Here is a 21,926-nt window from a genome sequence, read left to right on the forward strand (position 1 = left end):
AGCTAAGCTCAGGCGCTAACCAGCTGCTGCAGCGCGGCTTTCGCCTCTTCGCTGGCTTTGGTGGCCGCTTCCGGGCCGTAGGCCATGCCTTCGGCGAAGACGAACTGCACGTCGGTCAGGCCCAGGAAGCCCAGGAACAGCTTCAGGTAAGGCGTCAGCAGATCGCTTGGGGTATCTTTATGAATGCCGCCGCGGCTGGTGATAATAATCACTTTTTTGCCGTTGATCAGGCCTTCCGGGCCTTTTTCGGTATAGCGGAAAGTCACGCCGGCGCGGGCGATGAGGTCAAAGTAGTTTTTTAACTGCGTTGGAATATTGAAATTGTACATCGGCGCCGTAATAACTACGGTATCCACAGACTGAATCTCAGCAATCAGCTCGTCGGAAAGCGCCAGCGCTTCCTGCTGACGTGGGGTCAGAGCGGCATCGGAAGGACGCAGCGCGCCAACCAGCTCACCGTCCAGTACCGGAATCGGGTTTGCAGCCAGATCGCGGATAACAATCTCATCGCCGCCGTGCGCCGCTTTCCACTCTGCGACAAAGTGATCGGCCAGCTGGTTGGACTGCGAGTAGCCTGCAAGGATGCTCGATTTCAGTACTAAAACTTTGCTCATAATGAATTTCCTGTGTTATGCGGAGAGGTATTCGCTCAATGACTTACACTCTATTGACAAATTTGCCGCAGAGATAGCGCAATATTCTGAAGCCGGCGTTCGAATTTACTGAACAAGCTTATTGCGTCGCGGCCAAAGCTAAGTAATTGAGTGTGCTACACTACGCAAAATTTTTTCACCCATACTTTATTCTCCGCCAGCCTGCTGGCGATTAGCGAGCTCTTTTATGTCTGATACTCCCCGTTCGCCTTTGACGACGCTGCTGCCGCGCCTGGACGCGCTGATGCTCAGAGATCGTCAGCGGCTGCAAAAGCGCCTGCAGGGCGCGAAAAAAGTCAAAAATCCCGCTGCGCAGCAGGCTATCGCCGAAGAGCTGAGCAATGACATCGCCGCGGCGGAACAGCGTGTGGCCATGCGCAAAGCCGCCACGCCCGCTATTCGTTATCCGGAAAACCTGCCGGTTAGCCAGAAAAAGCAGGAGATTGCCGAAGCCATCCGCGATCATCAGGTAGTGATTGTGGCGGGCGAAACCGGCTCGGGCAAAACCACCCAGCTGCCAAAAATCTGCATGGAGCTGGGGCGCGGCATCGTCGGGCTAATCGGCCACACACAGCCGCGCCGGCTGGCGGCAAGAACCGTGGCCGATCGCATCGCGGCAGAGCTGGAAACCTCGCTCGGCGGCTGCGTCGGCTACAAGGTGCGCTTTAACGACCAGGTCAGCGAAACCACGCAGGTAAAGCTGATGACCGACGGCATCCTGCTGGCGGAGATCCAGCAGGATCGCCTGCTGATGCAGTATGACACCATCATTATCGATGAGGCGCACGAACGCAGCCTGAATATCGACTTTCTGCTGGGCTACCTGCGCGAGCTGCTGCCGCGCCGTCCCGATTTAAAAGTCATCATCACCTCGGCCACCATAGATCCGCAGCGCTTCTCACGGCACTTCCACAACGCGCCGGTAATTGAAGTCTCGGGACGCACTTATCCGGTGGAGGTGCGTTACCGACCTGTAGTGGAAGAGGCTGACGACAGCGAACGCGATCAGCTGCAGGCGATTTTCGACGCGGTAGACGAGCTGGGACAGGAGAGCCGCGGCGATATCCTGATCTTTATGAGCGGCGAAAGAGAAATCCGCGATACCGCCGACGCGCTTAACCGTCGCGATCTGCCGCACACGGAAATTCTGCCGCTTTACGCGCGCCTCTCTAATGCTGAACAGAACCGCGTCTTTCAGCCGCACAGCGGCCGACGTATCGTGCTGGCGACCAACGTGGCGGAAACCTCGCTGACCGTGCCCGGCATCAAATACGTTATCGATCCCGGCACGGCGCGTATCAGTCGCTACAGTTTCCGCACTAAGGTGCAGCGGCTGCCCATCGAGCCCATTTCTCAGGCTTCGGCCAACCAGCGTAAAGGGCGCTGCGGCCGCGTCTCCGAAGGCATCTGTATCCGGCTTTACTCGGAAGAGGATTTTCTGAGTCGGCCAGCCTTTACCGATCCGGAAATTCTGCGCACCAACCTGGCTTCGGTGATCCTGCAGATGACCGCGCTGGGCCTGGGCGATATCGCCGCGTTTCCTTTTGTGGAAGCGCCGGACAAGCGCAATATTCAGGACGGCGTTAAGCTGCTGGAAGAGCTGGGCGCAATCACGCTGGATAACGAGCGTTACAGGCTGACGCCTTCCGGCCGCACGCTGGCGCAGCTGCCGGTCGATCCGCGCCTGGCGAAAATGGTGCTGGAGGCGCAGAAATACGCCTGTACTCGTGAAGTGATGATTATCGCCGCCGCGCTTTCCATTCAGGACCCGCGCGAGCGTCCGGTCGACAGGCAGCAGGCTTCGGACGAAAAACATCGCCGTTTCGCCGATAAAGAGTCCGATTTCCTCTCCTTCGTCAATCTCTGGAACTACCTGCAGGAGCAGCAAAAAGCGCTCTCTTCCAGCCAGTTCCGTCGGCTGTGTAAAACCGATTATCTGAACTATCTGCGCGTACGCGAATGGCAGGATATCTATACGCAGCTGCGCCAGGTGGTGCGGGAACAGGGCATTCCGCTGAACAGCGAGCCGGCGGATTTCAGGGGCGTGCATACCGCGCTGCTGACCGGCTTGCTCTCCCATATCGGCCAGAAAGATGTTGAAAAGCAGGAGTATTCCGGCGCGCGTAACGCCCGCTTCTCTATTTTTCCCGGTTCCGGCCTATTTAAAAAGCCGCCGAAATGGACGATGGTCGCCGAACTGGTGGAAACCAGCCGCCTTTGGGGTCGTATCGCCGCCCGTATCGAACCGGAATGGATCGAGCCGCTGGCGCAGCATCTGATCAAACGCAGCTACAGCGAACCGCACTGGGAGAAAAGCCAGGGCGCGGTGATGGCCAGCGAAAAAGTCACTCTCTACGGCTTGCCGATCGTCGCGGCGCGCAAGGTGAACTATGGCCCGATCGATCCGGTGCTGTCGCGCGAGCTGTTTATCCGCCACGCGCTGGTTGAGGGCGACTGGCAGACGCGCCACGCCTTTTTCCGCGCCAATCTCAAACTTCGCGAAGAAGTTGAGGAGCTGGAACATAAGTCGCGCCGTCGCGATATCCTGGTGGACGACGAAACGCTGTTCGCCTTTTACGACCAGCGCATTCCGCATGAGGTTATCTCTGCCCGCCATTTCGACAGCTGGTGGAAAAAAGCGAGCCGCGAGCAGCCCGAGCTGCTTAATTTCGCTAAAGAGATGCTAATCCGCGAGGGCGCGGAGAATATCAGCAAGCTCGACTATCCCAACTTCTGGCAGCAGGGCAACCTGAAACTCAAGCTGAGCTACCAGTTTGAACCGGGCACTGACGCGGATGGCGTTACCGTCCATATTCCGCTGCCGCTGCTGAATCAGGTAGAGGAGAAAGGCTTTGAGTGGCAAATCCCCGGCGTGCGTCGGGAGCTGATCGTCGCACTGATTAAGTCGCTGCCGAAACCGTTACGCCGTAACTTTGTGCCGGCGCCCAACTATGCGGACGCCTTCCTGGCGCGCGCCACGCCGCTGGAGCTGCCGCTAATGGAGGCGCTGGAACGGGAATTCCGTCGAATGAGCGGCGTCACTATCGAACGTGAAGCCTGGCAGTGGGATCAGGTGCCCGATCATCTGAAAATGACGTTCCGCGTTGTGGACGATCGCAACCGCAAGCTGGCTGAAGGGCGCGATCTGGCCGCGCTGAAAGAGCAGCTAAAGGCCAAAGTGCAGGAAACGCTGTCGCTGGTGGCGGATGACGGGCTGGAGCAGAGCGGCCTGCATATCTGGAGCTTTGGCGATCTGCCTGACCATTTCGAACAGAAGCGCGGCAGCTACAGCGTTAAGGCCTGGCCGGCGCTGGTGGATGAAAAAGAGAGCGTGGCGATTCGCCTGTTTGATTCCGAGCACGAGCAGAAAAAAGCGATGTGGCGCGGCCAGCGCAGGCTGCTGCTGCTGAACATTCCGTCGCCGATTAAATATCTGCATGAGAAGCTGCCCAACAAAGCCAAGCTGGGGCTCTATTTCAATCCTTACGGCAAGGTGCTGGATCTGATTGATGACTGTATCGCCTGCGGCGTGGACAAGCTGATTGCGGAATATGGCGGCCCAACCTGGCGTGAAGAGGGATTCCAGCAGCTGCATGAAAAAGTGCGGGCCGAGCTGAATGAAACGGTGGTGGATATTGCGAAAAAAGTCGAGCAGATCCTGACGGCGGTGTTCAATATCAACAAGCGGCTGAAAGGGCGCGTGGACATGACCATGGCGCTGGCGCTTTCCGATATCAAGGCGCAGATGAACGGCCTTGTCTATCGCGGTTTTGTGACCGGCAACGGCTGGAAAAAGCTTGGCGATACGCTGCGCTATCTGCAGGCGATTGAGCGGCGGCTGGAAAAGCTGCCGGTCGATCCGCATAGCGATCGCGCCAGAATGGTCAAGGTCGATAAAATCCAGCAGGCGTGGCAGACGTGGTTCAACAAGCTGCCGCCGGTGCGGCGCGATGACGAGGACGTGAAAGAAATACGCTGGATGATCGAGGAGCTGCGCGTTAGCTACTTCGCACAGCAGCTTGGAACGCCTTATCCGGTGTCGGAAAAGCGCATCCAGCAGGCGATGGACGAAATTGTGGTGTAACAACCGGCCAGGGAAGGCCGGTTAACGCGCGTTATTCCTGCGCCAGCGCCTGCAGATTGTCACGAAAAGCGGTCACGGCGATAGCGCGGTTGTCCGCTTCATAACGATCTTTTGCCGCCGGTGCGGAACTCTGTACCGCGATCAGTCGCCAGCCATCGTCGCTTTTCAGCAGCAGCGGCGAACCGCTGTCTCCGGGCAGGGTATCGCACTGGTGCGACAGCACATTCTTTTGCGCCCAGCCAGTAATCAGGCAGTTGCTGTGCGAGTAGAGCGTATCAAGATGATCTTCCGGATAGCCCGCCTGGGTAACACGGCGCTGCTGCGTTTTCAGGGCGGCGGTCAGATCGCTGCGGCTGCCGTCAAACAGCGGTACCGGCGTGATACCGGACGGTGGATTGTGCAGCACAACCAGCCCGTAATCATAAGGCGCGGCTGAAGAAGGGACGATCCAGCCGTCGCCGTCAGCCTTAAGCTTTTTACCTAAAGCGGGATCGACACGCGTTTCGACATCGTGAATTTCATAGCGCCAGTCGCCGTCATGACCGATAAAACGGAGCGCGACAACTTTATCGATCTTGCCCGGCGGCGCCAGCAAACAGTGTCCGGCGGTCAGGGCTAAATGGGGAGAAATCAGGGTAGCGCTGCATAAATTGCCGCTGAGGGTTTCCAGCTGGCCTATCGCTTCCCAGGGCTGGCTGGTGGTTTCGCTTACCGGATGGCGATCGTCTTTGCCGAAAAACAGCGTTCTGACATCCTGCTCGCTTTCGGCAGCGGCGCAAAATGAAAAGGCCAAACATCCCATTAAAAATACAGCTTTCAGGCGCATGTCTCTCTCTGAATGGAGAAGTAAAACCGCAGGTGGATATAACTATAGTCGGCTGGCGGTAAAAAGGAAGTTTAATTTAAAAATCAGCAGGCTACGGCTATTAAAGATAAAATGAAAAGGCGACAACGCCGCAGATAATCATCAGGCCCAGGATAATTTCGAATAAATAGCGACGCACCATCATCCGATACTCCAGGAAAGAAACACCCGGCTGAACCGGGTGTTTGAGTTAACAATCTAAGGGACTCGCTGAAGGCGATTAAGCTTTAGGTGCAGCGGCTTTAGCCGTTTTCTTGTGGTGCACTTTCTTAGCGGCCTGAGCTTTCTGCGCTACTGGCTTAGCGGCTTTCTTGTGGTGCACTTTCTTTGCAGCCTGAGCTTTCTGCGCTACTGGCTTAGCGGCTTTCTTGTGGTGTACTTTCTTGGCAGCCTGAGCTTTCTGTGCTGCTGGCTTAGCGGCTTTCTTGTGGTGAACTTTCTTGGCAGCCTGAGCTTTCTGAGCAGCTGGTTTAGCTACTTTTTTGTGAGCTTTTTTAGCAGCCTGCGCTTTCTGTGCTGCTGGCTTAGCGGCTTTTTTGTGCTTTTTAGCCGCCTGAGCTTTCTGAGCAACTTTCTTGTGCGCCTTGTGATGTTTGGCAGCGTGCGCTGGTGCAGCGGTAGTAGCAGCAGCTGGCGCAGTAGTGGCTGGCGCGGCGGTGGTTTCAGCGGCGAAAGCAGCTGAAGAGATACCCATAGCAGCGGCTACAACCAGAGCGAATAATTTTTTCATTTCACAACCCTCAAAGTGTTATTTCATTGTCAGCCCACTGCGGGGCCGGTGAAGAGACTATAAGGGAAGGGCGTACGGCTTTCCGTGAGTGATTGGTATCGGCGTGTTACCGAATGTACAAAGCCCGTCAGGGCGACGGGCTTCCAAACATCAGTTATGCAGATAGCGGTTTTCCAGATGCTGCCGGAAATAGCGTGGATTGAGGTCTTCGCCGGTAGCGTTTTCAATCAGCTGGCGCGTGCTGAAACGGCTGCCGTGCTGCCAGATATTCTGTTTTAACCAGTCGAAGATCGGCTGTAGATTACCTTCGCGGATATCGCTGTGCACCTGTGGCAGCGCCTTTTTCACGCTGTGGAAAAGCTGCGCCGCATACATCGCGCCCAGCGTGTAGGTCGGGAAGTAGCCGAACGAACCATCCGTCCAGTGGATATCCTGCATACAGCCGTCGCGGTAGTTGCCGCTGGTATCCAGGCCCAGCAGCGCCTGCATCTTCTCCTGCCACAGCGTCGGAATATCGTCGACTTCAATCTCGCCTTCCATCAGCGCGCGCTCGATTTCATAACGCAGGATAACGTGTGCCGGATAGCTTACCTCATCAGCGTCCACGCGGATCAGGCCTGGCTTAACGCGCTGGTTCAGCGCAATAAAGTTCGCTTCTTCCAGTTCCGCACAATCGCCCATCAGCGTCCTGACCTGCGGCAGCAGCAGACTTAAAAACTCGGCGCTGCGGCCCAGCTGCTTCTCAAAAAAAAGGCTCTGCGATTCATGAATGGCGGTCGAACGCGCCAGCGCCACCGGCTGACCAGCCCACTGCTTCGGCAGATTTTGCTCGTAGCAGGCGTGGCCGGTTTCATGGATCACGCCCATCATGGCGCTGATAAATTCGTTGGCGTTATAGCGGGTAGTGATACGGACATCTTCCGGCACGCCGCCGCAGAACGGATGCGCGCTGACGTCGAGACGACCGGCGTTGAAGTCGAAATTAAGCGTCTTCATCAGCGCCAGGCCCAGCTGCTGCTGTGACTCTACGGCGAACGGGCCGACCGGCACGGCGACCGGCTGCCGCGACTGCTTCTCCACAATGCGGCTCAGCAGCGACGGCAGCCACGTTTTCAGCTCGCCGAAAGTGCTGTCCAGCTTAGCGGCGGTCATGCCCGGCTCATAAAGATCCAACAGCGCGTCGTAGCGGGAACAGCCGTTTGCCTGCGCGCGCAGTTCGGCTTCCTGACGGCTCAGCTTCACAACCTCTTTCAGATTGGCAGCGAAACCCTGCCAGTCGTTGGCGGGACGCTGCTGGCGCCAGGCATGTTCGCAGCGGGCGCCCACGATCGACTTCTCCTCGACCAGCGAGGCGGGAAGCAGGGCAGCCTGGTCATAAGCGCGGCGCATCTCCAGCAGGTTGGCGCGCTCAACGTCGTTTAACTCTTCGCCTTCGGCCTGAGCCAGCCACTGGCCGACGCTTTTATCGGTCAGGATTTCGTGGCGCAACACGCTCAGTTCGGCCAGCGCCGCGCCGCGAGCGCTGCTGCCGCCCGGCGGCATCATGGTCATCATATCCCAGCCGGCGATGGCGGAGAGATGGCCGAAGCGGGAAAGACGGGTGAAGGTTTTGGTCAGATTGGCATAGGCGGATGACATAGATATCCTTTTAGTCATGGCGCTGTCAGACAGCGCGAGGAGGCGTTAAGGGTAAATCAACCGGCCAGCAAAAGCGAACGCTTGCGCCGCCGAGCGGGCTGGCGTCGATGGTAACGGAGCCGCCGAAAGCCTGGGCCACGGAATGCACTATCGCCAGCCCGAGTCCGCAGCCGCCGGTAGCGCGATCGCGGCTGGGGTCGAGACGGACAAAAGGCTCAAAAACCCGCTCGCGCTCCGCCAGCGGAATGCCCGGCCCGTCATCTTCCACCTGTAGACAGGCGGTATTGCCATCAAACCACAGACCGACGCGCAGGCGCCGATCGGCATAGCGCAGCGCGTTGTTGACCAGATTGTCCAGCACCCGCTCCATCAGGCGCGTATCGGCGACGCCGATATTCTGGCGCTGCGGAGTATCCAGCTCAATGGTGAAGTCAGGATGCACCAGGCGGATATCCTCCAGCCGCTCGCTCAGCCACGCCGCCAGATCCAGCGACTGCAAATGCAGATCGACTTTTGGCCGGTCCAGACGCGCATAGGTCAGCAGCTCCTCTATCAGCGATTCCAGCTGGCCAATATCGCGGTTCAGCGCCGCTGCTTCGCTGTCGCTAAGGTTATCGCTCATCTCCAGCCGATAGCGCAGCCGCACCAGCGGCGTCCGCAGTTCGTGCGCGATACCGTCAATCAACTGCTTTTTGCTTACCACCAGCGTGTTGATATTGTCGGCCATCTGGTTAAACGCCACGCCAAGCCGCAGCAGGCTGGAGGCATTATCGAAGTGGATACGCTCGTCCAGATGGCCCTGGCCGAAGCGCTGCGCCGCCGACTCCAGCCGCAGCATATCTTTCCAGTGCGGCCGCATCCAGATAAAAACCGGCAGCGCCAGCGAAATACCGATAAAGGCCAGCAGCGCAATATCCAGAATGCGCATCTCATGCAGGAAAAAGAGGTAAGGGATTGGGCCGACGGCCAGCACGTAATGGCTGCGCGGAATATGCTGTAGAAAGGTGTACTCGTCATCCAGCGCGACAATACCGCCGGCGCGCAGGCGACGCATAGTCGGCGCGTCGAGCTGATATTTACTCATTGGCTCGATATGCAGCTTAAAGGAGAGGTTAAGATCCAGGTTATCGATGGTCTTGTTCCAGTCGCGCGGCGGAATTTCCCGCAGCTCGCTGCGCATCAGGTAGAGCGAGCTTTTCATCAAATCGTCCATCGATTCGCGGCCAGCGCGCTCGGCGGTGAATTTATACACCAGCCCCACCAACATCGCCATTACCAGAAAGCAGACAAACAGCAGCAGATAAAACTGGATAAACAGTTTTTTCATTCCATAGCACCGTTAAAACAGCAGGTTAGTGGGTTAACGTTCAATTTTGAGTTCCCGGACGCTGTTGCCGCTACAGGCAAGAGTCAGTGCGACGGTGAATATTGCAGCAGTACTTTAAAACACCGCCGCTTTTTCTGAATAGTTTTTCCGAAATCATCGCTTTTTTATAAAGCGATTTAAAAGGTCGCGATTTAAATATTCCGGCACCGGCAGCAACTATTCCCAGGCATGAGGCGCAAACAGATAGCCTTTATTGCGGATAGTTTTAATTCGATAAGGTTCGGTGGCGCTGTCCAGCAGTTTTTTCCGCAGGCGGGAAATCGCCACGTCGATGCTGCGATCCATACCGTCATAGCTGACGCCGCGCAGGGTTTTCAGCAGCGCGTCGCGGTTAAGAATCGAACCCGCATGGGTCGCCAGCTCCCACAGCAAATCGAAATCGGCGGTGGAAAGCGCGATATTCTCGCCGCCCAGCGTTACCTGACGATTGACCGGATCGACGGAAAGCGTGCCGAAGCGCAGCGCTTTTTGCCCGCTGACGGCTGGCGCGATCGCCGCATCCTCGCCGCCGTTCGCCGCGGCCTGACGCAGATGTAGCCTCAAACGGGCGAGCAGAACGGCGGGCGGCGTGGTTTTCAGGATATAGTCATTGGCGCCCATTTCCAGCGACAGGATATGATTCATATCGCTGTCCAGCGAAGTCAGCAGCACAATTGGGCCAGACCAGCTCTGGCTGGCGCGCAGATCGCGACACAGCGTCATGCCGTCTTTGCCCGGCAGCATAATATCCAGCATCACCAAATCCGGCTTCTCGGCGGCGATGGTCGCCTCGGCGCGATCGCCACGGCTTTCAACGACAACTTCAATATCATGACGATTCAGATAGGCGGCGATTAATTCGCCCACGTCCCGATCGTCCTCAACGAATACGATTTTATTCATAGCGACATTTTTTAACGAAGGAATAACAAGATTACCCAATGTTTACGCTGACTACTATAAGTCAGGGCTAAATAACTCTCGATGTATAGTATAAATGGCGTAAAATATGCCATTATATTCGGCAGGGTTGTTGCCCGCCGGCGCGTCGCGTCGATTAACGGAGAAAGGAGAGAAAAGGGTGTCTGATAAAGAGCTGGCTATAACAGGAGCGGAAAGCCCTGTCTGCCTGAATTATATCGATTTTCTCGCGGCTTCCTGTAAAAAACGCTGGAGCTTCGTCGACGCTATATACGGCGTTATGCCCATCTTTGGCATGGTAACAAAAAACTCGCCCGATCTGCCCGGCGCGCCTTCGGAAAGGCTGAAAGCGCTGGCGCTGCAAATTATCTCCACCCAGGTCAGCGACGAGATAAATATCGCCCGATTGATAACCCTGGCTGAACAACAGCAGATAGAACGCTTTGAAATTCTGCTGCCTTATCCGCTCTCGGAACAGCAGCTTGCGGCCATCCGCGAAGAGTACGTCAAGCCGCTGTCGCTGGAGCAGCATGACGACCGCTTAACGATCGCCATGCCCGCGCTTTCGCACTAGCGCAGCAGCAGCCACATGGCCGGCGCGCTGCCTGCAATCAGCACGCCCATCGCTATTTTTTCCAGTTTATTCAGATAGCCTTCTCCCCGCCCGTTGCGGCGCGCCCACATAAACAGCAGCATGCCAGGTGCGTAAAGCACCACGGAAAGCAGCAGATGGAGCGGCCCGGAAGCGTAAAGCAGCCACAGACCATAGGCGCTGGCGCCCACGGCCACCGCCAGCGCTACGGGTTTTCGCTGCGCGCGCGCAATCTTAAACAGATAGGCGCCAACCAGGAAATAGGGCACCAGCACCATTTCGGAAGCAATAGTCAGCAGCGTGTTGTAATCGGAACCGGTCAGCCAGATCAGAATCAGACAGGCCTGCACGCTTAAATTAGTAAGCCAGAGCGAGGCGGAAGGCGCGCCGCGCGCGTTTTGCCTGGCCAGAGAACGTGGGAACGTCCCGTTTCCTGCCGCCAGCATAGGTACTTCCGCCGCCATAATCGTCCAGCTGAGATAGGCGCCGCTTACGGAAACAATCAGCCCCAGCGCGATAACCATATCCCCCCAGGAGCCGATCAAATGGTTCAGCAGGCCCGCCATCGAGGGATTGCGCATCTCTGCCAGCTCGGCGCGCGGCACGATGCCAAGAGAAAGCAGCGTCACCAGCAGATAAACCAGCAGCGCGGCGCTCACCGCCAGCAGCGTGGCGCGGCCCACATCCTTTTTGTTCCTTGCGCGCGCGGAAACCACCACCGCGCCTTCCACGCCGATAAACACCCAAAGCGTAATCAGCATGGTGTTTTTCACCTGCTCCCAAACCGGTACGCCCAGCTCAAGGCCGGAAAAATCGAAGCGAAAACGGTCGAGATGAAAGGCGGCGATCGCCAGCACGATAAACAGCCCCAGCGGCACCAGCTTGCCCAGCGTCGCGACAAGATTGATGCCTGCCGCCGTCTGTACGCCGCGCAGCACCAGCCAGTGCACCAGCCACAGCAGCACGGAAGCGCCGAGCACGGCCTGCCAGGTATTGCCGTCGCCAAACACCACGTGGCCCGGAGAGTCGGTAAAAAAGCTGAGGGCGGAAAAGACGATCACCAGATAGGAGACATTGGCGATCACCGCGCACAGCCAGTAGCCCCAGGCGGAGCAAAAGCCGACCAGCTCGCCGAAGCCGGCGCGAGCGTAAGTATAGATGCCGCCGTCCAGCTCGGGTTTAAGGCGGGTCAGCAGCAGCAGCGCCAGCGACAGCATAATAATGCCGACGCCGGTGATCGCCCAGCCAGCCAGCAGCGCCGCCGGGCCAGCCACGGCGGCCATATTCTGCGGCAGGCTAAAGACGCCGGCGCCCAGCATAGAACTCAGTACCAGCGCCGTCAGGGCGGTAAGACCTAATTTTTTGTCCAAAAATACATCCCGGGAACAGAATAAAAAACGCCATCAGGATGAATAGTTCGCGATTTATACGCCTTGAGCGGCTAAACCTGGAAAGCTCTCCTGAAACCGGCGGCGATTTTACGGAGAGGTTTTGCGAGATGCAATGCGCATGACGGTGAAAAGTGCTTGAGTATGCAAATTATGTTGGGAAGTTATGCAGGCAGCACGGCGGGCGAAGAGAATAAGGATGATTTATAATCTGCTGAATTGATGATTCCATGCTGTTAACAAAGGCGCAAAAAGCATCAATGACTGGCTACGTCTGAACCGCGCCTTCCGTGGCGCGGTTTGACCGCTGTTACTTAAACAGGTCTGCGGAGATGGTCAGGTTGCCACCGCTCTGGTTAGACCACTGGCGAGTGATGTGGTAATACTTCGCGCCTTTCTCGATAGCGGCGCGGCCTACGGCTTCGGAGATCTCCGTTGGCGTGCCGAAGTGGCCAGTAAAGGTTACGCTGTCGAAGGGCTGCATCTGCGCGGCGGTGATGGCGTTAACTTCCTGCACGCTTTTGCCTTCCGGCGTGCGCACGGTATAGCGCTGGCCGGTAGAAGACTGCGTCTCAAAGAAACGGCCAACGTTGTTGCTTGGCGTTTCGGAAGAGGCCACGCCCGGGATCTGCACATTTTTCGCCGCTGCGCCGCCCGCCGCTACCGCCGCTTTGCCCGCCTGTGAATCGGCCGGGATCAGATCTGGCGACTGCACCTTGCGCTCTTTGGCATCCGCCTTATAGATATAGGCGGTAATATACTGGTTGCCGCCGCTGTTAGCGTCAATCTGGCGGATAATAAAGAAGGAAGCCGCGCCTTTCTCTTTCGCTTTTTTGGTGATGGCGTCGTTAACATCCGGCTGGCTGTGATAGAAACCACTGATGGAAACCGTGTCAAACGGTTCCAGACGATAGGCTTCCGGTTTGGAGAGCTCGCGCACGCCGTTAATGATGCGATCCTGCTTTTTCGGCGCCGGCGGCGCGTCGTCGTGGTAGATATCCGCGACCACACGCCAGTTACCGCCGTTATTATTGCTGTCGTTGATGCTTTGCACGTAAAAAGCTTTTGCGCCCAGCTCGTCGGCACGTTTTGAGATCGCGTCGTTGGCCTCGCCGATAGCGTTAAAACGGCCGGTCACGCTGATGCGATCGAAAGGCTTCAGCGCGGCCGCTTTCTCCGGAGTCAGTTCCTGGGCCGCGGAAGCGGAAAGTGAGGTAAGCGACAACAGGGCTGATGCCAGAATGGTAATCTTCAGCTTCATAAAAATAATCCTTCGCCTTGCGCAAAAATAATGAGTACGAAAACGTGCTGGACTCTTGATGTGTAACAGATTAGCTCCCGATTATTGCATGTAATAATACATCCTGTCTCAGCCATTTTCAGCCTGACGGCAGCCTCATTGACAGCGGTAGCGGTATGAGTATTACAAAAATGTTAAATTGGGCCGTCGGCACAGGCTTTATCACTTAAGGCACTAAATCTTATCGTTTTAACAGTTAATTAACTGTTAAACAGCGCCTTTTGACGCGCTGGCTTTTCTGTTTTCCTCTTTGTCCTTAGCAGATTATACGCGGGGCATAGCGAGATAAGCGTGTAAAATCGCGTTTTTGCCGCCTGGGCCGGACTTTTCAGATATAAAAAAGTAAAACGTCCTGCTGATAGCTGGCGTGAGAACGCTATTTTCAGTAGTTTATAGGGCGTTTGCAGTAAAACCGGCGGCGCGCAGCAGACGGGCCGCCGCAGAAAAAAGATCGTCTTACCTCTGATGAAAGGGAACACTATGCTGATTGGAATTACCAAAGAGCGGTTGCCCAACGAAGCGCGAGTCGCCGCCACGCCGAAAACGGTTGAGCAGCTGCTGGCGCTGGGCTTTAGCGTCGCTGTCGAACAGGGCGCGGGCAAATTAGCCAGCTTTGACGACGCCGCCTACGCTGCGGCGGGCGCAGCGCTGGTCGATACCGCCGCCGTCTGGCAAGCCGATATCGTGCTGAAGGTCAATGCGCCGACGGATGACGAAATCGCGCAGACCCGCGAGGGCAGCACGCTGGTCAGCTTTATCTGGCCTGCGCAGAATCCGGCGCTGCTGGAGAAGCTGGCGGCGCGCAAGGTAACCGTGCTCTCTATGGACGCGGTGCCGCGTATCTCACGCGCGCAGTCGCTGGATGCGCTCAGCTCTATGGCCAATATCGCGGGCTATCGCGCCATCGTCGAGGCGGCGCATGAGTTCGGTCGCTTCTTTACCGGTCAGATCACCGCTGCGGGCAAGGTGCCACCAGCCAAAGTTATGGTGATTGGCGCGGGCGTAGCTGGCCTGGCCGCTATCGGCGCGGCGGGCAGTCTTGGCGCCATCGTGCGCGCTTTCGATACCCGCCCGGAAGTCAAAGAGCAGGTGCAGAGCATGGGCGCGGAATTCCTTGAACTTGATTTCGAGGAAGAAGCGGGCAGCGGCGATGGCTACGCCAAAGTGATGTCCGAAGCCTTTATCAAGGCAGAGATGGCGCTGTTCGCCGCGCAGGCGAAAGAGGTGGATATCATCGTCACCACCGCGCTCATTCCTGGCAAGCCAGCGCCAAAACTGATCACCGCAGAGATGGTAGCTTCCATGAAGCCGGGCAGCGTCATTGTCGACCTGGCGGCGCAGACCGGCGGCAACTGCGAGCTGACCGTAGCGGATCAAATCACCACCACGGAAAACGGCGTAAAAATTATCGGCTATACCGATCTGCCGAGCCGTTTGCCGACGCAATCCTCCCAGCTTTACGGCACCAATCTGGTTAACCTGCTTAAGCTGCTGTGCAAAGAGAAAAACGGCGAAATCGCTATCGACTTCGAAGACGTGGTCGTTCGCGGCGTAACCGTGGTGCGCGAAGGCGAAATCACCTGGCCTGCGCCGCCGATTCAGGTTTCCGCTGCGCCGAAAGCGGCGCCGGCTGCGGCTAAAGCGCCGGAGAAAGTCGAAGCAAAACCCGCTTCGCCCTGGCGTAAGTACGCGCTGTTCGCCCTGGCTATCGTGCTGTTCGGCTGGCTTGCCAACGTGGCGCCGCCCGCTTTTCTGACCCACTTTACCGTGTTCGCGCTCTCCTGCGTGGTGGGTTACTACGTGGTATGGAACGTCAGTCACTCTCTGCACACGCCGCTGATGTCGGTCACCAACGCTATTTCCGGCATCATCGTGGTTGGCGCAGTGCTGCAAATGGGACACGGCGGGTGGATAAGCTTCTTCTCCTTTATTGCCGTGCTGATTGCCAGCATCAATATATTTGGTGGTTTCACCGTGACTCAGCGCATGCTGAAAATGTTTCGTAAGAACTAAGGGGTAATCAATGTCTGGCGGATTAGTGACTGCAGCATACATTGTTGCCGCAATTCTTTTTATTTTCAGCCTGGCCGGGCTGTCAAAACATGAAACCTCCAAACAGGGCAACCTGTTCGGCATCAGCGGCATGGCGATTGCGCTGCTGGCGACCATGATGGGCCCCGACAGCAGCAGCGTTGGCTGGGTGCTGCTGGCGATGGTGATCGGCGGCGCAATCGGCATTCGACTGGCGAAAAAAGTCGAAATGACCGGAATGCCGGAGCTGGTGGCGGTGCTGCACAGCTTCGTTGGTCTGGCGGCGGTACTGGTGGGCTTTAACAGCTTTATCGACCATGCGCCGGGTATGGACGCGGTAATGGAAAATATCCATCTGACCGAGGTCTTTATCGGCATCTTTATCGGCGCGGTGACCTTCTCGGGCTCGCTGGTCGCCTGGGGCAAGCTGTGCGGAAAGATCTCTTCCAAACCGCTGGCGCTGCCGCATCGTCATCGCCTTAACCTGCTGGCATTAGTGGTATCGCTCTGCCTGCTGATTATTTTTGTGCGCACCGACAGCACCGGTCTGCAGGTCTTCTCGCTGCTGCTGATGACTATCATCGCGCTGGCGTTCGGCTGGCATCTGGTGGCCTCAATCGGCGGTGCGGATATGCCGGTCGTGGTTTCGATGCTCAACTCCTATTCGGGCTGGGCGGCAGCGGCGGCGGGCTTTATGCTCAGCAACGACCTGCTGATCGTCACCGGCGCGCTGGTCGGCTCCAGCGGCGCCATTCTCTCTTACATTATGTGTAAGGCGATGAACCGCTCTTTTATCAGCGTTATCGCGGGCGGCTTCGGCACCGACAGCAGTTCAACCGGCGAAGAGGTCGAGCAGGGCGAATACCGCGAGATCGACGTCCAGGGCACGGCGGAGCTGCTGAAAAACTCCCGCAGCGTCATCATCACGCCGGGCTACGGCATGGCGGTGGCACAGGCGCAGTATCCGGTGGCGGAAATCACCGAGAAGCTGCGCGCGCAGGGGATTAAAGTGCGTTTCGGCATTCATCCTGTAGCCGGTCGTCTGCCAGGCCATATGAACGTGCTGCTGGCGGAAGCGCGCGTGCCTTACGATATCGTGCTGGAAATGGACGAGATTAATGATGATTTCAGCGATACCGATACCGTGCTGGTGATAGGCGCCAACGATACCGTCAACCCGGCGGCGCAGGAAGATCCGCGCAGCCCGATTGCGGGGATGCCGGTGCTGGAAGTGTGGAAGGCGCAGAACGTGGTGGTGTTTAAGCGTTCAATGAATACCGGCTATGCTGGCGTGCAGAACCCGCTGTTCTTCCGCGAAAATACCCAGATGCTGTTCGGCGATGCGAAAGCGACCGTCGATGGAATCCTGAAAGCGCTGTAAGAGTGAATAAAACAAGGCCGGGAACTCCCGGCCTTTCTGCTTTAAACCTTCAGAAAATGACAATCAGTCCTCTTCATCATCATCCAGCGCAACCGGCGAGGTGAAGCCTTCCGGCTTAATCGCCAGCAGATCGCAGCGCAGATGATCGATAACCTGTTCCGCAGTATTGCCAAGAAAAGCCGCCGAAAGACCGGTACGACCGATAGTGCCCAGCACCACCACGCCCGCGTCCAGCCGCTCTGCCAGATCCGGGATAACCTCTTCAGGCAGACCTTTCTCTACGTGGGTAAACTTCTCGTCGATGCTGAAACTCTGCCGCAGGGCCTTCATCGCCAGCAGATGTTGACCGCGAATGGCGTCGTTATAGACGCTGGGATCAAAGTCTGGCAGCTCAATGGCGATATTGACGGGCGTGATGGGATAGGCGCCGACCAGATGCACCTCGGTATGGTTAACCTGTTCCGCCAGCTCCAGCGTCTCTTTAACCAGCCGGGTATTCAACGGGTCGTGATGCGGCTCTTCGCTGGCAAGGTTCACCGCCACCACGGCTTTGCCGCCTTCCGGCCAGGGCTGATCCTTGACCATCCAAACCGGGCAGGGACACTTGCGCAGCAGATGCCAGTCGGTTGGCGTAAAGACCACCGACTGCAGCCGATCGTGTTGATGGGTCATCTTGAGCAGCAGATCGTAGCCGCCATCCAGCACCTCCTGAATAATCGCCTCATAGGGCCGATTATGCCAGACCACCTTGATATCGATTTTTACGCCGGCGGCCAGATAGGCTTTCGCCTGCTCGCGGATCCATTCTGTGCGCTGGCTGATTACGCCTTTGCGCATGGTTACGCGCTCGTCGGGCGACAGCAACGTCGTCATTTCATAGGAAAAATCATAGATGGGCAGAAAGGCCGTGATCTGGCCACCGAGGCGCTGATTAAGATAGACAGCACGGCGCAGCGCTGGCTGGTCGTCCTGTTGCGCGTCGATCGCCACGAGAATGTTTTGATACTTAGCCATAACGGGTTCTCCATACGCTGGTTATCTTAAAAGATAGCCCAATCATGATGGGGAAAGAAAGAAAAAGTTATAGCCAGATCAATATTATAACAAATGAAAGCCTTACGATGGCCGGCCCGGTCGCCAGTGGTTTAAAAACGGAGAAAAGCAGGGAGAAGGGAGCAGAGAAAACGCCCGATAGCGGCATCGCGAGCGGAAGGAAAAAGCCGGATCGGCAGGCCGATCCGGCGTGGCATCAGGCGATCGCGCGGCTCTGACCGGCCAGCTGCGACAGCACCTCATGATTTTCGATGGTAATATATTTGCCTTTCACCGCCAGCATGCCGCTTTTCTGAAAGCGGCCCAGCAGACGGCTGATGGTTTCCACCGTCAGGCCAAGATAGTTCCCGATATCGCCGCGCGTCATGGTCAGGCGGAACTCACGCTGGGAGAAGCCGCGTTCGCCAAAGCGGCGTGACAGGCCGTAAATAAAGGCCGCCAGCCGCTCTTCCGCGTTTTTCTTCGACAGCAGCAGGATCATCTCCTGATCGCCTTTGATTTCGCCGCTCATCAATCGCATCATCTGCTGGCGCAGGCTGGGCATTTTGCCGGAGAGATCGTCGAGCGTTTCAAAAGGAATTTCGCAGACCATCGCGGTCTCCAGCGCCTGAGAGAAGCTGGGATGTTGACCGCCGCTGATGGCGTCGAAGCCCACCAAATCGCCCGCCAGGTGAAAACCAGTGATCTGTTCATCACCCTGTTCGGTGATGGTATAGCTCTTAATGGTCCCGGAACGAATGGCGTACAGTGATTTCAGCTCGTCGCCCGCTTTAAACAGCGTTTGCCCTTTTTGAATGGGCTTTTTCCGCTCGATGATATTATCCAGCTGATCGAGTTCGTGCTCGTTCAGCGTGAAAGGAATACAGAGCTGGCTAATGCTGCAATCCTGACAGTGAATCGCACAACCGCCAGACTGAATACGTCTGTTGATAACACGCTTTTCCGGGATCATAGTGTTGGCTCGAGTGATTATTGATTGAGGTCAATTTTAACATTTTTTGCTCAGCAAAGGGAACTCATCAATGCCTTTTTAGCCACATAAAAAACAGGGATGTCACTTCTGGTGACCTCCCGTTTAAAAAAGCGTCAAAAGTTAAATCCGGGATTTATCCGGCTCCGCAACCTTTACACCATAGCGATTAACCTTGTTTTCAGCGCTTTTTCTGGAAGGTTGTTCTACCTGAATAATCAGGGTCAGCGCGCCGGCGAACAGGTAGAGCGCGGTATAGGTCCAGACCACGCCTTTGATATCAAAAAAGGGCAGAACCAGCGAGGCGATAGCGGGCGCCAGGAAATTACTCAGCCCGGCGGAAAGGTTATAGATCGAGATGGCGGCGCCCTTGTGCTTCGGCTCCAGCACCGGGAAAACGGCGGTCATGGGAACAAAAGCGGCGACCGTAATGCCCAGCATGACGGCAGGCACCAGCGCCATCCAGAAGTTATGGCCAAAGGTTACCGGCAGATAATAGAAGGCCAGGCTTGAAAGCGCGCAGCCCAGGCAGCCAAACCAGCGCACCTGACGGATCCAGCCAATATACTCGCCCAGCACGCCCCACATAATGTTGGTGAAGATAGTGACGAAAAAGAATACCGCCCAGATTTGCAGCCACTCCGACATGGTAAAGCCCAGCCGGCCAACGAACAGCATCGGCATAATCACGGCAAAACCGAACAGCGACAGCGTATTGATAATACGGATCAGGCAGGCCAGGAAAATATTGCGATTGGTGAAAAGGATCGTTACCGCCCGCGACAGTTCGGTCAGCTTTTCACGGTTGGAGAGATGCGCTTTTTCGCTTTCGCCGCCGACGTTGCGCAGCAGGAACATGGCCATCAGTCCGCCAGCCGCTACCCAGGCGATAGCAAACCATAAGGTGCCGGTTTCGCCGAGCCACGGAATGGTAAAGCTGGGCAGATAGCTGCCGACGCAGCCGATGCCCACCGAGTACATCGCCCAGAACCAGCCCATAGCCGAGGAGAGCTGATGCTTAGGCACGTTCTGTACTACCAGCATCACAAAAGAGTAGATAAACAGCGGATAGGCAAGGCCGCGAATGCCATAGAACAGCAGCATCAGCGGATAGTTGCGCAGCCCCAGACCCAGCGTCATAAACAGAATATGCATTACCACCCACAGCAGAAAGCCGATACGCATCGCGCGCTGCGGCGTAATGATCTCCGCCACCACGCCAGAGCTCCAGGCAGCCAGCGCCGCGGCGGCGCCGTAGAGCGTAAAGACCAGCGCGGACTGCGCGGGCGAGAAGCCGAGGTCGGTAATATGTTTTGATAAAAAGGCCATTTCAAAACCGTCTCCGCTCATAAAGACGGCGATGGCGATATAGCCCCAAATCAAAGACACAGGCAGGCCGAACCAGTTATTGGCTGATTTCATCATATATCCTCTCAGGCGTACGGATGGCGAACGCTCAGCGCGTCCGCGTCACTGTTCAGAAACCGGCGGCGCGGGCATCGCGCTGCTGTTGATAGAGCAGGCGGAAATGGTCAAGCCGCCTTTGCAGAAGGTGATGACGGCGGGCGTCAGGCAGATAGCGTCTCAGCACTGCGGGCTTGCGGCAAACTTCTGCCGGATCGCCGCCATCGGCCAGCCAGCCCAGTCGAGCCGCGCCCAGCGCGCCGCCCGCTTCACCGCCCTGGTGGGTAACGATCGGCAAATCCAGCGTATCGGCAATCAGCTGCGCCCAGAAGGCGCTGCGCGCGCCGCCGCCGGTCAGCGAGCAGCTTTCCAGCGCCGTGCCCGCGTCCTGCAGCGCTTTCAGTCCGTCAGCAATGCCGAAAGCGACGCCTTCCAGCACGCTGTAGCCCAGCGCCGCGTGGCCGGTAGCATGCGTCAGACGATAAAAAGCGCCGGTCGCCTGCGGATCGTTATGCGGCGTGCGCTCGCCGGAAAGGTAAGGCAAAAACAGCGGGCCGCTCAGCTGTTCTGTCTCGTCCATCGCCGCTACATCGGCCAGCAGTACGGTTTCAGTCACGTTCAACAGCTCACACAGCCAGCGCAGACTGGAGGCCGCCGTCAGCATCACGCTCATCTGATGCCAGCGGTCGGGCAGTGCGTGACAAAAAGCGTGGACGGCGGAAGCAGGCGCGGGCCGAAAACGATCGTTAACCGCAAACAATACGCCAGAAGTGCCAAGCGAAATAAAAGCGTCGCCGGGGTCTACCGCGCCCAGCCCAACGGCGCTGGCCGCGTTATCGCCGCCGCCGCCCGCTATCGTGATGCCTTCCTGCAGGCCCCAGCGCTGTGCGACGGCCGCCAGCAGCCTGCCGGCAGGCTGAGCACCTTCCGTCAGCCGCGGCATCTGGTCGCGATTCAGACCGCAGGCCGCCAGTAAATTATCCGACCAGTCACGCTTCGCTACATCCAGCCATAGCGTACCCGCCGCGTCGGACATCTCGCTGATTTTCTCGCCGCACAGCTGCCAGCGCAGGTAATCTTTCGGCAGCAGTACGCTTTTGACTCTGGAAAACAGCTCGGGCTCATGCCGGGCTACCCACAACAGCTTCGGCGCGGTAAAGCCGGGCATGGCGAGATTGCCTGCCACGCTGTGCAGCTCTGGCGCGCGAGCGGTCAGTTCCTCGCATTCAGCGGCGCTGCGTGTGTCGTTCCACAAAATGCACGGACGCAGCACTTTATCCGTGCTATCCATCAGCACCGCGCCGTGCATCTGGCCGGAAAGTCCGATAGCGCGAATTTGACGCCAGCGTTGGCCCAGCTGTGGGCGCAGCTCTGCAATCGCCTGCTCCAGCGCCAGCCACCAGTTTTGCGGATCTTGCTCCGCGTAGTGAGGCTGCGGCCGCTGGACGCTGAGTCTGGCGCCGCTAACGGCCAGGATGTCGCCCGCGTCGTCGATCACCAGCGTTTTGATCTCCGATGTGCCCAGATCGATGCCAAGATACATTGCGGTC

17 protein-coding genes are annotated in these 21,926 nt (G+C 57.3%); 5 read left to right on the forward strand and 12 right to left on the reverse strand.

The window, feature by feature from the left end; genetic code table 11:
• Positions 1 to 8: 8 nt before the first annotated feature.
• Positions 9 to 614, reverse strand: a complete 606-nt coding sequence (locus tag MKZ79_RS04125; protein WP_336140330.1) for an FMN-dependent NADH-azoreductase — start codon at positions 612 to 614, stop codon at positions 9 to 11.
• A gap of 226 nt (positions 615 to 840) precedes the next feature.
• Between MKZ79_RS04125 and hrpA the strand changes: the two genes are divergently transcribed.
• Positions 841 to 4,737: an ATP-dependent RNA helicase HrpA gene (gene hrpA / locus MKZ79_RS04130; RefSeq protein ID WP_336140331.1), complete on the forward strand. Its 3,897-nt coding sequence runs from the start codon at positions 841 to 843 to the stop codon at positions 4,735 to 4,737.
• Between the two features lie 31 nt (positions 4,738 to 4,768).
• Here hrpA and MKZ79_RS04135 read toward each other — a convergent pair whose 3' ends face one another.
• The 5 genes from MKZ79_RS04135 to rstA all read right to left on the reverse strand — a co-directional run bounded on the left by MKZ79_RS04135 (position 4,769) and on the right by rstA (position 10,239).
• Positions 4,769 to 5,563, reverse strand: coding sequence for a trypsin-like serine peptidase (locus MKZ79_RS04135; protein ID WP_336140332.1), 795 nt, complete (start codon positions 5,561 to 5,563; stop codon positions 4,769 to 4,771).
• 259 nt (positions 5,564 to 5,822) lie between these two features.
• On the reverse strand, positions 5,823 to 6,332 hold the full coding sequence (gene asr / locus MKZ79_RS04140; protein WP_336140333.1) for an acid resistance repetitive basic protein Asr: 510 nt from the start codon (positions 6,330 to 6,332) through the stop codon (positions 5,823 to 5,825).
• Positions 6,333 to 6,482: 150 nt separating this feature from the next.
• Positions 6,483 to 7,970, reverse strand: a complete 1,488-nt coding sequence (locus MKZ79_RS04145) for a carboxypeptidase M32 (protein ID WP_336140334.1) — start codon at positions 7,968 to 7,970, stop codon at positions 6,483 to 6,485.
• A gap of 25 nt (positions 7,971 to 7,995) precedes the next feature.
• Complete coding sequence (rstB, locus tag MKZ79_RS04150; RefSeq protein WP_336140335.1) at positions 7,996 to 9,297, reverse strand: two-component system sensor histidine kinase RstB; 1,302 nt, start codon at positions 9,295 to 9,297, stop codon at positions 7,996 to 7,998.
• 216 nt (positions 9,298 to 9,513) lie between these two features.
• The gene (gene rstA, locus MKZ79_RS04155) at positions 9,514 to 10,239 is read right to left on the reverse strand and encodes a two-component system response regulator RstA (protein ID WP_336140336.1); all 726 of its coding nucleotides are present in this window, start codon (positions 10,237 to 10,239) and stop codon (positions 9,514 to 9,516) included.
• 178 nt (positions 10,240 to 10,417) lie between these two features.
• Here rstA and MKZ79_RS04160 point away from each other — a divergent pair, with 178 nt between their 5' ends.
• Positions 10,418 to 10,831 carry a hypothetical protein gene (locus tag MKZ79_RS04160; protein WP_336140337.1) on the forward strand — a complete coding sequence of 138 codons (414 nt, stop codon included), beginning with the start codon at positions 10,418 to 10,420 and terminating at the stop codon, positions 10,829 to 10,831.
• Here the strand turns inward: MKZ79_RS04160 and MKZ79_RS04165 are convergent.
• Together MKZ79_RS04165 and ydgH are read right to left on the reverse strand one after the other, a co-directional pair.
• Positions 10,828 to 12,219 carry an amino acid permease gene (locus MKZ79_RS04165; protein ID WP_336140338.1) on the reverse strand — a complete coding sequence of 464 codons (1,392 nt, stop codon included), beginning with the start codon at positions 12,217 to 12,219 and terminating at the stop codon, positions 10,828 to 10,830. The genes MKZ79_RS04160 and MKZ79_RS04165 overlap by 4 nt on opposite strands.
• A gap of 328 nt (positions 12,220 to 12,547) precedes the next feature.
• Positions 12,548 to 13,498: a DUF1471 family protein YdgH gene (gene ydgH / locus MKZ79_RS04170; protein WP_336140339.1), complete on the reverse strand. Its 951-nt coding sequence runs from the start codon at positions 13,496 to 13,498 to the stop codon at positions 12,548 to 12,550.
• Between the two features lie 519 nt (positions 13,499 to 14,017).
• Between ydgH and pntA the strand changes: the two genes are divergently transcribed.
• Entirely contained in the window at positions 14,018 to 15,550 is a 1,533-nt protein-coding gene (gene pntA, locus MKZ79_RS04175) for a Re/Si-specific NAD(P)(+) transhydrogenase subunit alpha (protein ID WP_336140340.1), read from the forward strand.
• A 10-nt stretch (positions 15,551 to 15,560) separates the two neighbouring features.
• On the forward strand, positions 15,561 to 16,949 hold the full coding sequence (gene pntB, locus MKZ79_RS04180; protein WP_336140341.1) for a Re/Si-specific NAD(P)(+) transhydrogenase subunit beta: 1,389 nt from the start codon (positions 15,561 to 15,563) through the stop codon (positions 16,947 to 16,949).
• Positions 16,950 to 17,012: 63 nt separating this feature from the next.
• On the opposite strand, the gene uspE is transcribed toward pntB, so the two are convergent.
• Positions 17,013 to 17,963 carry a universal stress protein UspE gene (uspE, locus tag MKZ79_RS04185; RefSeq protein ID WP_336140342.1) on the reverse strand — a complete coding sequence of 317 codons (951 nt, stop codon included), beginning with the start codon at positions 17,961 to 17,963 and terminating at the stop codon, positions 17,013 to 17,015.
• Between the two features lie 44 nt (positions 17,964 to 18,007).
• Here uspE and MKZ79_RS04190 point away from each other — a divergent pair, with 44 nt between their 5' ends.
• A complete protein-coding gene (locus tag MKZ79_RS04190) occupies positions 18,008 to 18,220 on the forward strand; it encodes a hypothetical protein (protein WP_336140343.1) in 213 nt (70 codons plus the stop codon).
• Here the strand turns inward: MKZ79_RS04190 and MKZ79_RS04195 are convergent.
• The 3 genes from MKZ79_RS04195 to xylB form a co-directional block, all read right to left on the reverse strand.
• A complete protein-coding gene (locus MKZ79_RS04195; protein WP_125287641.1) occupies positions 18,199 to 18,954 on the reverse strand; it encodes an FNR family transcription factor in 756 nt (251 codons plus the stop codon). The genes MKZ79_RS04190 and MKZ79_RS04195 overlap by 22 nt on opposite strands.
• Before the next feature lie 141 nt (positions 18,955 to 19,095).
• On the reverse strand, positions 19,096 to 20,394 hold the full coding sequence (locus MKZ79_RS04200; protein ID WP_336140344.1) for an MFS transporter: 1,299 nt from the start codon (positions 20,392 to 20,394) through the stop codon (positions 19,096 to 19,098).
• 55 nt (positions 20,395 to 20,449) lie between these two features.
• Entirely contained in the window at positions 20,450 to 21,919 is a 1,470-nt protein-coding gene (gene xylB / locus MKZ79_RS04205) for a xylulokinase (RefSeq protein WP_336140345.1), read from the reverse strand.
• Positions 21,920 to 21,926: the final 7 nt, after the last annotated feature.

The sequence above is a fragment of the Erwinia sp. CGal63 genome, from assembly GCF_037026505.1.
Classification (GTDB): domain Bacteria; phylum Pseudomonadota; class Gammaproteobacteria; order Enterobacterales; family Enterobacteriaceae; genus Erwinia.